The organism is Paenibacillus chungangensis (assembly GCF_042675905.1).
Lineage (GTDB): Bacteria > Bacillota > Bacilli > Paenibacillales > Paenibacillaceae > Pristimantibacillus > Pristimantibacillus chungangensis.
This window is the reverse complement of sequence record NZ_JBHTJZ010000005.1, coordinates 161,769-174,029: the sequence shown is the minus strand read 5'-3', so window position 1 is coordinate 174,029 and position 12,261 is coordinate 161,769. Positions and strand designations below refer to the sequence as shown.

The 12,261-nt window shown below is 44.5% G+C and carries 9 protein-coding genes; all 9 read right to left on the bottom strand.

Annotation, left to right across the window (positions count from 1 at the left end; genetic code table 11):
- Positions 1-56: 56 nt before the first annotated feature.
- Positions 57-914 carry an ABC transporter permease gene (locus ACFQ2I_RS03265; protein ID WP_377562960.1) on the bottom strand — a complete coding sequence of 286 codons (858 nt, stop codon included), beginning with the start codon at positions 912-914 and terminating at the stop codon, positions 57-59.
- Positions 915-1,190: 276 nt separating this feature from the next.
- The gene (locus ACFQ2I_RS03260; RefSeq protein WP_377562163.1) at positions 1,191-2,399 is read right to left on the bottom strand and encodes a neutral/alkaline non-lysosomal ceramidase N-terminal domain-containing protein; all 1,209 of its coding nucleotides are present in this window, start codon (positions 2,397-2,399) and stop codon (positions 1,191-1,193) included.
- 16 nt (positions 2,400-2,415) lie between these two features.
- Complete coding sequence (locus ACFQ2I_RS03255) at positions 2,416-3,684, bottom strand: DegT/DnrJ/EryC1/StrS family aminotransferase (protein WP_377562162.1); 1,269 nt, start codon at positions 3,682-3,684, stop codon at positions 2,416-2,418.
- A gap of 17 nt (positions 3,685-3,701) precedes the next feature.
- A complete protein-coding gene (locus ACFQ2I_RS03250) occupies positions 3,702-5,294 on the bottom strand; it encodes an amidohydrolase family protein (protein ID WP_377562161.1) in 1,593 nt (530 codons plus the stop codon).
- Positions 5,295-5,317: 23 nt separating this feature from the next.
- Positions 5,318-6,208 (bottom strand): carbohydrate ABC transporter permease, encoded by an 891-nt coding sequence (locus tag ACFQ2I_RS03245; protein WP_377562160.1) that lies wholly within the window; start codon positions 6,206-6,208, stop codon positions 5,318-5,320.
- 13 nt (positions 6,209-6,221) lie between these two features.
- Positions 6,222-7,079, bottom strand: a complete 858-nt coding sequence (locus ACFQ2I_RS03240) for an ABC transporter permease (RefSeq protein ID WP_377562159.1) — start codon at positions 7,077-7,079, stop codon at positions 6,222-6,224.
- A gap of 110 nt (positions 7,080-7,189) precedes the next feature.
- The gene (locus ACFQ2I_RS03235; RefSeq protein WP_377562158.1) at positions 7,190-8,809 is read right to left on the bottom strand and encodes a hypothetical protein; all 1,620 of its coding nucleotides are present in this window, start codon (positions 8,807-8,809) and stop codon (positions 7,190-7,192) included.
- A gap of 141 nt (positions 8,810-8,950) precedes the next feature.
- On the bottom strand, positions 8,951-10,531 hold the full coding sequence (locus tag ACFQ2I_RS03230; RefSeq protein WP_377562156.1) for a response regulator transcription factor: 1,581 nt from the start codon (positions 10,529-10,531) through the stop codon (positions 8,951-8,953).
- A complete protein-coding gene (locus ACFQ2I_RS03225) occupies positions 10,531-12,240 on the bottom strand; it encodes a sensor histidine kinase (protein ID WP_377562154.1) in 1,710 nt (569 codons plus the stop codon). The genes ACFQ2I_RS03230 and ACFQ2I_RS03225 overlap by 1 nt, the downstream gene beginning before the upstream one ends.
- Positions 12,241-12,261 lie beyond the last annotated feature (21 nt).

Sequence of the window (12,261 nt, the reverse complement as noted above, 5' to 3'; positions counted from 1 at the left end):
CTCCGGAATGTTAACCGCCTTTTTATAAAAACTCGATAAGTGGAGATGATATCGCATTACCAAAGTGAAGTATCATTGACTTTGCGGCTAATCCAGTTGGCTGCATACACGAGCATAAAACCTACAATTCCCTGGAATAACCCCACTGCAGTTGCAAAGCCGTAATTAAAATCAATAAGCCCTTTGCGGTAAACATAGGTGTTCAACACATCTGCCGTCTCATAAATGGTAGGATTATACAAAAGAATAATCTTCTGAAAATCGGCTCCCAGCATACTTCCCAAATTCAAAATAAACATAATAACAATCGTAGGCATAATGCCCGGCAGTGTAATCCATCGCAACTGACTGAATCGATTGGCTCCGTCTATCCGCGCCGCTTCGTACAGCTCCGGACTGATCCCGGATAAAGCGGCAAAATAAATAATGGCGCTAAAGCCTGCACTTTGCCATATGCCTAACGATGTATAGATCGTACGAAACCATTGTGGCTCCTGGAAGAAATGAATACTTTCTAGGCCCAGCTTCTCGATGAGTACATTAATCAGCCCCATCGTTGGCGACAGGAAAGTCAATGCAATTCCCGCTACGACAACCGTAGATATAAAGTAAGGCAAGTAGCTGATGGTCTGCGTAATTCGCTTGAACACCATATTGCGAATTTCATTAAAAGCGAGAGCTAGCAGGATAGGAATAGGAAACCCGAAAAGCAAACCGTATACGTTAAGAAGAATGGTGTTCCACATCAATCTGGCGAAAAAAGGGTCATTAAAAAAGTCTATAAAATGCTTTAAACCCACCCAGGTACTGCCTGAAATCCCTTTCACGATGTTGTATTTTTGGAAAGATATAATCAATCCGTACATCGGCCAGTAAGCAAACAATACATACCAGATTAATACGGGAATGAACATCAAATACAACCATTTATTCGTCGCCACCTCCTTCGTCCATGAGACTATTTTCCGATTGCCGGTCAGCGACTTTGAAACTACTTCTACTTCTATCAATTTGGGTCCGCTCAATTCTGTCGTCTCCTTATATGGTTGATGCTTAAATTGTAAAACAAAAAGCCGCCAATGGCGGCTGCACATCGTCCTTAGTTCGTGCACATTCGTCGCTACATCATTCACAGCTGTAGACGAAAGTGTACAAATAGTAGACGAAAAAGCACTATATATTCCAACGGATTAAAGCATGCTAATCCTAAACATGTCTTCCAGTTCTGAATAAACAATGGATTCTACATGATCCGCGAACGGTCCCTCAAGTCCAAAAAACGGAAAAGAATCCATGCTTTCATATCCGCCTTCCGAGATTTGCCTAGCCGTAGGAATGTAGCCAAGCAGACCATTGCAATAACCAAGCGAAAGCACAGTACCTTCCGATCGCCGTTTCACCCACAAACCATATTCACTCACCAACTCCCCGCTAGCTGCAAGGAATGAAAGCTGATCCGAGATTTGCAGCAGATTCACACGCAGCTCAACAAAAGAAGGGGAATGATGATAGTGCAACTGTACCACTCTGCTTGTCTCCCGTATTGGCTGAGCATGAATGGCCTGCATCGGGCTTGTTAACACAGAAGTGACAGCATCCGCTAACTGCTTGCCGAACATGTCGATCTCTGTCTGTGTACCTCTGCAGAACTCTCCATCCTTCACCAGATTGGGTCTGACATCGCCACAGAAACCTTGAAGAAATAACGCAATGACGTCTGGCTCCCATTCCTCTTCCAGCAAGCTCATGGCCGCTCCGGGAAATTCAGATGATATCTTGTTATGATCACTCGTCGTTGGATGGCATGTATAATGAACCAGGAATGCTTTTGGATAATGCTGTCTGGTCATGAATCGGATCACGGTAACGTCTCTATCGATGGCTTCATCGGGATTTGGTGCCATTACCATGCTTCCCCCCACCATTTTACGTCGGTGAATGCCAATCGAGCATTCACCGACTCCTTTCTCCATGGTCACTTCTTCCCTTTTCGCAAGCGCTCTTTCAATGCTCTTCAATACTTGTTCCTCCAGCCAAGCCAAATAATCGGGGTTCAACAGTCCTAACAACGCCTCTAGTTTGATCGAGGTTTGAGGACCGCTATGGCTGTGTGTGGCATGGAATATACATCGTTCTTTCTTCACCCCGAAGCGGCTTTCACATTGCCTGGACATTGTTGCTGCGCTTTCTTCCCCCCATCCGAGCAAATCTGCCGATACCAGAATCGCAATATCGGATTCATTCGTACGTGAGTCAATGGTTTCCATCACAAGCGTACGTGCATAGATTTCTGCAGCAACACCCTCGTATTCGCCAACTCTATGCGTAAACCCGGCAAGAGGCAGAGGAGTCGCAGGGGTTATATCCGCTTTGTCGGTGCCAATCAATAGTAACGTCATGCATGCCATCCTCCTTTCATTTCAACAGCGTTCTGTATACGGATACAATACCTTTCGCCATCGCTTCCGCATCTTCCTTCGTTAGTGTCGGCACGATAGGCATAAATACGGTGCGCGGACTAAGCTCGATCGCTTTCAGGCAGCTTTCGTCGGAATAATCGAGCGGCTGTTGAAACGGATAGTGATATGGAAAACCATGCTTCTCGGCCGAACGTCGGTGCTGAAAAATATCGCGTTTGAACAGCGGCTTCCCTTCATATAACAGGTAAGCGGTGATATTCTCCGCATTCAGACCTTCAATCATCGCTTGCGCCTTCGTCTCATTCGACAATTGGATAGCGAAGGAGCAACCCGCTGCACCGTCGGCATCGAATAATCTGCGCAGTTGCAGATCGGGCAATTGCTGGGATATGCGGTGTACTAGAATATCGTGAACCTCACGCATGTTCTTGATCAAGTCGTCCAGCTTCGCCAGTTGCTCCACAAGAACCGCTCCCGTAAATTCACTCATCCGATAGTTTAATCCTATGAATGCGTCTTCCTCCTCAGGAGAGGACACCCCGTAATACTCCTTATCGCGAATGATGCCTTGATCATGAAAACGCACCGCGCGTGCAAACAAGCGAGGATCGTTCGTAACCAAAGCGCCTCCTTCACCAGATGTGATAATCTTGTTCATCTGGAAGCTGTACACCCCTATATCGCCGAATGTGCCGCACCGTCTGCCTCGGTAAGAGCTGCCGCAAGATTGAGCAACATCCTCTACAACCGGCACACCGTGCTTCTTCGCAACCGCAATCAGCCCTTCCAGATCGCATGGATACCCCAGCAAATGAACGATGATGACCGCTCGGATCTCGGGATCGGCGCCAAGCTTGCGATCCAGATCGGCCGGATCCATCCCTATGCTGTCGTCAACGTCCACAAATACGGGTACCGCGTTCGATGCGACGACCGCCCCGGCCGTGGCCAGGAACGTCATTGCGGGTACCGCTACCTTGTCGCCGTAGCCGATCTCAAGCGCTTTCATCGCCACGTGCAGCGCAGCTGTGCACGAGGTAACACCGAGTGCATATCGAACGTCCATATAAGCGGCAAAGTCCTCTTCGAATCTTCTCACCTGATGCTGCATGTCTATCCCATAATATCGAAACGGAGAACGCGCCGTCGCGATCTTGACCAGCGATTCGGCTTCTTCCGCCCCCATAACTAGAGCTCCGGGATAATTGGCGTTAACCGGACTACTCATGACTGGAGTCCCGCCATGCAACGCGATTTTTCTCATTGATCCATTTTCCCCTTTCAGATTAAACAACGATTTAGAATGCGCTGATAATTGCCCCCGAATATCTTTTTCTTATTCTCAAGCGAGAGATTGGCATAGGCCAGCCATCCTACCTGAGGACGCGGGTCGCGCATCGGCGAATCGGTACCGAATAGAATCTTGTCCGCGCCTGCTTCGCGCACCAGATATTCGATGACGCCTAACGTGACGGAAGTATACGTAAGCTGAAGAGTGACGTTGTTGTGTTTCTTGGCCACTTGCGCATACAATTCCGCAACTTCGAACGTACGGCCGGCATGATCCATGAAGAAATTGACATCAGGATAGGTCGTGGCTAGTTCATCGATCTGCTCGACATAGTCACTGTCGTTAATCAGTCCCGGATCGACCAGTGAGAATAATCGAAGCTCGTTGCCAGTTCGCCACCATGGCGCGTATACCGGGTCCGTATATCGCCTACGCGACAAGTAATAATACGGCTTAATGCCCTTGAATTTCTTCTCTTGATGCCATATTCGGGCTTCCTTCTCTACATTTTCCGTATAATTGGGATCAATCAACGCGAATGCCTCCACCATGTCGGGATATTGACGGATGGTCTTCTCTGAGATGGCGTTCGCGCTCTCCGAGTCGCCGCCGTTGATGCCGACCCAAGGGGCGATGCACATCTTCTGGATACCGATGGAACGGTACAAATCGACCATATCTTCGATACCGCCGTACAGCATCGGGAACCCGCTGCCTGTCCCTCCTCCTTCCTCAATCAGATGGGTATGGGAATCCAGTACCGGTATCGTAATCGGCAGACCGCGGGAAGCTCGCCGCGTGACCTCGTCCTGATCGGGCATCGGCGCCGGCGGAGGCAGTACACCGCCAAGCAGCCGTATCAGATTGCCCCCTGCGATCTTCCGCTTGGCATCGTCGGGGATGCGAGCATAGTCTATGAAGGCCCGAGCTGCTCCAGGACTCTTCATGGGCATGCCGCTTCCGAAGAACAGGCGATCCGCCCCAAACCGCTCATAGGCCATTTCGACAATTCTGTTGCTCTGCAGGTTGGAGAATTCAATGCACAAGTTCGTACATTCATCCATAAGCGGGAACAGCTTTCGCTCCATACTCCAGCTTTGTCCTTGCAGCAGTACGGTCAAATCACTGTGCCGTTGAAGGATCCCCTCAAGCATCGGCAACGTGACTTCCGAAGCATTGACCAGCAGAGGAATGGAGGCCGATGCCAAAGCGGAGAACACATGATCCATCGTGCGGGCATCAGGTGTGAAGTAGTGGGATTCGGGAAAAATCTTCACGGCACGAATATCCTTTTCGCGCATGATGTCGATCCATTCCTCCGGCGGCGGAAAATCATTCATGTGGTCGGGCAATATCGTCCAGCAGCCAAACAATCGCGGGCTTTTGGCCAATTCGTCATCCAGCAGCCGATTGCCATATTGCGGGGAATGAGTCTTGGCCAGACCATGCGTGATAAGCGCTCCGGCAATCCCGCAACGGTCCATTTCCTCGAGAATATGTTCGGTGCTCCATTTATGCTCTCGGTGCTTGTAGCCGAACTTGCCCACTTGAACAAAGCTATCAAAATACAGAAGATTCTCCATCGTTGCTCACATCCCTATTCGATTTAACCTTTAATTGAACCTAATAGAAACCCGCGCATAAAGTGCTTTTGCAAAAACGGATATAACACGATGATCGGAAAGATGGTAACCACTACTGTTGCCATCTTTACCGTTTCTGGCGGTAGTCGTTGCACCTGGAACTGATTGGTTAATTGCAGTTCCGAACCTACATTCGGCGATACGATCATGCTTCTTAAAACAACTTGAATCGGCTGCAATTCCTTGTCCGTGATAAACATAATGGCATGGAAATACGTGTTCCAGTGATTAATGGCGTAAAACAGACCTAGTGTAGCCAAAATCGGCATCGACAATGGAATGATAATCTTGAACAATGTCCGAAGCTCTCCGCATCCGTCCATACGGGCGGCTTCTTCAACCTCCTCAGGCAATCCTTCGAAATATGATTTCATAATCAGCATGTTGAATGCCGAGACCAAGCCAGGTATAACGAGTGCAAATAACGTATTGTTTAATCCTAAGGCATTCACAATTAAATATAATGGGATTAAGCCTCCAGAGAACAACATCGTGAATACGATCATAAAAAGGACAGCGTTTCTACCCGGAATCATCTTTTTGGAGAGTGGATAAGCTAATAGCATCGTTACAAGTAAATTAAGTAAGGTGCCGCCAATAGCCAGAATGACGGTCACGCCTAACGCGCGTGGAATTCGTGCACTGCTCATAATTTGCTTATAGGCGTCAAAGGTTACATTTTGGGGCCATAAAACAAATCCGCCATTTTCAATGACCTCAATGAACGGAGTTATCGACATGACCACTACGTAATAAAGGGGAAACAATGTTGCCAAACCGAACAGACTTAAAAGGATAATAAGTACGGTGTCAATCATTCGATCTTTTTTGGTTGGTTGCACGACGAGTGACATATGTTAATTCCTCCTACCATATCGATGATTGCCCAAGTTTTTTAGCTAGCTTGTTCGCACCAATGACAAGGATCAATCCGATAAACCCTTTAAAGAAACCAACTGCCGTAGCCACTCCGAAATCGAATTGCTCCAATCCTCTTCTAAAGACCCATGTGTCGATAATATCGGCAACCTCATAAACTCTGGAATTATAGAAAATATACACTTGTTCAAATCCCGCATCCAATATATGGCCGATACGCAATATTAATAATAGTACGAATACGTTGGCCACCCCGGGCAGAGTAACATGCCATAGCTGCCTCCAACGTCCAGCTCCATCCACCACAGCAGCTTCATATAGCTTCGGGTCAATAGCAGCTAATGAGGCCAGATAGATAATGGCTCCAAATCCAGTGTTTTTCCAAATATCTGTAGCTATCAAAATGCTTCTAAAATACTCTTTGGAAGTCAAGAAATCTATTGAGGTTCCTCCAAAATCACGAATCGTTTGACTTAGCAGTCCTGAATCCGGCGCTAAAAAGGAAAATGTCAATCCGTAGACAACTACCCACGATAAAAAATGTGGCCCGTAGGAAATCGTTTGAATTGTCCTCTTGAACCATTGCACGCGAATCTCATTCAATAGCAACGCCAGCAATAAATCTGGAAGCATATTGAATACAATTCTGTACAAGCTAATCACTAATGTATTACGCAATGTTCGTACAATGTCAGGAGATTCAAATATGGTTTTAAAATTTTGGAATCCTGCCCAATCGCTCCCCCACACTCCCTTGACCAAATTGTAATCCTTAAACGCAATAAACAGACCCACCATTGGACCATAATGAAAGATGATGAAATAGAGCACACCTGGCAGCATCATTAGGTAATACCACTTATATCGCAATATTGTTAATGTCATATGATTTTCCACTCCATATTGTATAGAAAGGGAACAATATTCATTGTCCCCCTTCGTAAACAATTGATTTCTTAATTGCCAGTAGGAGATACCCAGTCGTTCACATCAACGCCGCTTGCCTGTGTCTGCTCCACGTATGCATTGTACAGATCATTGGCTCCATAATTCGTCAGAAAATCATGCAACAGCGGAATCCACTCGGGATGCTTCTCTTTCTCAAATAAGTATTGCACCTGAATCTCTGCCCGTTTCGTTGCGAATGATCCAAAATCAAATCCTTCAGGCGGAATATACCCTGTGGCCGTTTGCAATAAAGCATAATCGTTAACAACGTTGATCACCTCTCGATCACGTTCGGTCATGGTTGGATCAATGACCTCCAGACCAAGCGGCTCAATATAACGTTCTGGTGTCAAGGCATGCCATGCAACGAGGAAGTTTCCTTTGTTGATGACATCTTCTTCGTATTTCTCCGGAATCAAAGTAATCTTGTTGCCACTACGCGTGTAATGTTTGTCTTCGATTCCGTAATGTGTCATCAAGTAACCTTCCTCGCTAAACAACCAGTCCACAATTTGAATAATCCGATCTATTTTTTGCGGTGATTTATCCACTGTTCTTTGTGAAATAGACCAGCTGTAACCCGGTTCGATTTTAATATTGACCGGATGATCCGGGAAGGGATTAAACGGTCTTACATCTGCGTCCGGATACAATTGTTTCAACTGATTCAAATAGCTGTTGGGATCGGAATCAAGAGGGACGAGATCCCATATCATTCCGATTCTTCCTTCCACAAATTTTTGAGCTACTTTTTCGCTACTGCTCAAAAACCAATCGGGATCCACATAACCTTCATCTATCCATGCTCTTATATCATCCAGCACATCACCTACTTTGGGATCCGTATATACCGTTCTAAAGTCTTTCGTCTTCGGATCAACAAACATCACATTGTACAAGCCGTGATAGCTGAATTGCGGGAAGTATGGATAGACCGCCTTGCCGTTGCCAGGTGCGCTAAACCCATAAGTATCGTTCTTGTTATTTCCATCAGGATCATCCTGAGTGAATGCGCGTACAACTTCAGTCAGCTCTTCATAATTGGTGGGATAGTCCAAATCCAATGCGTCGAGCCAATCTTTACGAATCAAGAGCGATGTCATGGGCTTAGGGTTGACAGGAATATAGCCGCGCGCAGTAGAATTTTTTTCGATCTGATAGTTGGCGAACACTTCCGGTGTTACCCACTTGAAAAAATTAGGCATCACATTCGGATTTACCCGATCACTGCCCATCTCACCCATCACGCCATCAGCGAACAATTGGACAGTGGATGTGCCCGAAATCGCCATTAAATCCGGCGCATCTCCTGAAGAGATTTTCAGATTCAATCTGGTGTTGAATTCATCGCCAAAGGGCAAGGTATCAAATGCTATGGATACATTAAATTTATCTTCCAGATAGGCTTTAACAAAATCATCATCTCCTCTCGGCATGACGGTGTCAGCGCTTCCGGGAAAATAAAAGGATAGATCCATATGCTCCAGCTCATCGACTTCTGCTGCATTACCTCCCCCCTGTGCAGTACTGCTGTTGGCATTATTCTTTTCAGAACTGCTACTACAGGCTGTTACAATACCCAAACCAACAATGAGCCATACAATTGAAAGTGCTTTTAATAGTTTCATGTGCGCTCCCCTTTCTTATCCTTTTGATTACACTCTTCATATTAACGAGAACGGCAAATCAAGTGAATGAACGTATTATCGGCGTTCATTCACTTTTTTCAGCCCTTTATATTCTGATTGTTCCCAATCCTCAGATCATATTCATTTTTTTCTCTTAAACTCGGATATGGTCATGCCTGTTATCTTTTTAAACACTTTAATAAAATAGTTCGGATTGGAGTAACCTACCTGATTAGCAATTTCATCTGTGGAATGCTGATCTAACAATAATAGGGCCTTGGCTTTTTCGATACGGTATCTCATCAAATAATTCGTGAAGGAATATCCTGTCTCCTGATGAAATCGTTGACTGAAGTAATTTTCACTAAAATTCACTTGGCGAGCAGCGTCTTCAAGACGTATGGATTGTTCAAAATTCGCCTCAATGTACTCATAAGTTTTAATAATCCAATTTTTTCTCTCTTTCAACTCGTGTACAACCTCTTCTCCTGCATGCAACACTTCAATCAGAATCTGTAATACCTCCTCACACGTAGAAGCAAGTTGCAATTGTGAGAATTGATCATATAACGAAGGAACATCCTTTATTTGACGCATAAATTCCATTTGGTAGCGTTCAAGCAAATAATCTGTCAGACGCTGAACGACCATTTGAACAAATCTCATTGTCTCTTCCGTATTCAATACTGGCAAAACCGTTTCGAACTGATTTTGAATCCAGAGATACAATTCATCAAATTGTTCATTCCAAATCAATTGCTTCGCTTGGTGATATAGCCTAATCCATTCCGCCTCGGAGAAACACCTTGTGACAGGCCATTCATCATGCCAATATACGCCTATTCCCTGATAAAAAAAGTGCTCCAATGCTTTCTCGGCCTCTATTTTAGCGCCAGGCAGGCTATCATATTGAGAGAAACATGAGCTGATTCCGCAGTAAAGTGCGATGTTTAAAACTTTTTTTGTAGAGTGAAATATTTCATTAATGAATTCGTCGACTTGCTCTTTGGCTGACGCCAAGGGCAGATCACTTGAGCAAATATATCCAGCATATGTACCCGCTTCATTGGCCATAAAATGAGCATCGAACCGATGGAATAACTCTTCCAGTAGAGCTTCTATCGCTCTATATTCATGCTCCAGATCGCTAGATTTCCTGGAAACTAGCCGAAAGGACAACCAGAAGCAATTCTGCCGCGCCTTTCTCTTGAATGGTTCGGCTAGCAACGGATATTCGGTAAACAGCAATGATTCATTTTGCCAAATTTCATGTTCAGGTTGTTTAATCAATTGCATTAGCTTTTGTTTCTCCAGTGCAAGAATAGAACTTGGCTCTACTTCATCAGTCTCAGTCAAAAACTCTAAGCTACTTAATACTCGTAAAAGATCATCCGGTTCAAGTTCATGCTTTAACAGGTAGTCTTTCACATTCAATTGTATCGCTTTCCGTGTATATTCATAATCCTCATGACTGCTTAGGATGATGACATTGACATGCGGATAATTCTGTTTCAATAAACTAATCAAGGTTATCCCATCCATTTTAGGCATACGGATATCTGATAATACGATATCTGGACTCCGTATTTGAATGGCATCCCAAGCTTCTTCACCATTTTTGTAAACGCCTATCACTTCATAGCCATTTTTCTCCCAATCTATGACGGACTGCAAACCGAGTCTGACAAGCTTTTCATCATCTACAATCATGATCGTTCTCATCATAGTGTGCTCCCTGTTTGTTTTATTATCGGCAATCTTAATTCTACTCTTGTTCCCTCATCTTCCACGCTATCGATTTGCAACCCGAAATTCTTGCCGTAATGCAATTGGATTCTTTCATGGATGTTTTTCAACCCCAAATGATTGACGTCTTTCCCGCCATATACGATCTCACGAACCTGCTTCAATCGTTCTGCGCTCATCCCGCAGCCGTTATCTGATATAATCAGGTGCAATTGATTCTGTTCTTTAGAAGCAGATAACCTGATTTCTCCGGCTCGACTGATTTCTGAAATACCATACAGCACAGCATTTTCAATAATGGGTTGCAATAAAAACTTCAGTATTTTCAACTCGTAGCATGATTCAGGTATATCTTCTGTCAATTTGAAATTTTCATATCTTACATTCTGTATATTAATATAGTCATAAAGAATAGCCAGTTCATCCCGAATAGTCACTAATTGTCCCGGATCCCGGATCGAGTAGAAAAGTAGACCTGTTAAGGACTCTGCCATTTCCTTAATATTATCCTGCTTTTGAATGATCGCCATCCAACGGATCGAGTTTAATGTATTGTATAAAAAATGAGGAGTGAGTTGATTTTGCAATATCCTCATATCTGCTTCCTGCTTTTTCCTCTGCGTTGCCATCACTTCATCATTGAGTTGATGAATTTCGTACATGACGGATATAAAGGTATCATTCAATTCAATTACTTCGCGAGCGCCACGAAATCTTTTTAACTGCGGCGGTTTTACTCCCTTCACACCTTGTTTCATATTCAACATTAATTTCTTGATTGGTATAAGCATATCCATGACGATTAATTGTGTAGCGCCTAAACCAAGCAATACACATAATATTGTTGTCACAATGGAAACTTGAATCGTTCGATCGATTTGATCATTCAGTTGTTGCAGAGGTATGACTGTTTTCAATTTCCAGCCCAATCGTTGACTTTTCACTACAGTAATCAACTGTTTATGCTCGTCTATTGTCTGCTTCTTGCCTGCGCTCAAGATCAGATTCTCCTCTGGAGAATATAATTCGAACACCGCATTTTCACTGATCTTGGTCTCTTCCAGCGTATGCATCAATAGATCTGGATCAATGACAAATACAATTTGTGCAATTTTCGTAAAGCGCTCCATATGATTGATATTCCGGCCAAGCAACAGGAGTCGCTTCCCGGTCTCATTCGTCGCATCCAACTCCCAAGCCACACTCCCGGCACCCTCTTCAATGTTTCTATAGAATTCATCATAATCTCGGCGCAATAAGTCAGGATCTTGGCGCCCAAAAACGTATTGATTGTTATCCCATGTCAAAATCGCACTTGTAATATAAGGCTTGTAAGCGCTTAATAAAATGTGAAGCCGCTTATCCAGATCTCTTTTAATTCTCACTCTCTGCAAATAGGTTTCAGCATTTTCATGCAACAGACTGCTTAATTCAACATCCACAAAAAACTGTAAGCTAAGATCCTCAATAGCCAGCAATTCTTGATCCAGCTTTTCTACTACGAGATCCAATAAGTCTTCTGTATTTTTCTTCATCATATCCCGGCTTGTGTGGTTAAAGTTGGACGTCACAAAGTACATCCCCAGTACAACAGGTACAACAATCAAAGGCATATAGAACAATATTAATTTTTGAGTTAGTGGCCATTGTCTCCATCTGAGCTTCTGTAGCGTGCTTCGAATCATCCCTCACCCTTTCGGCATTCT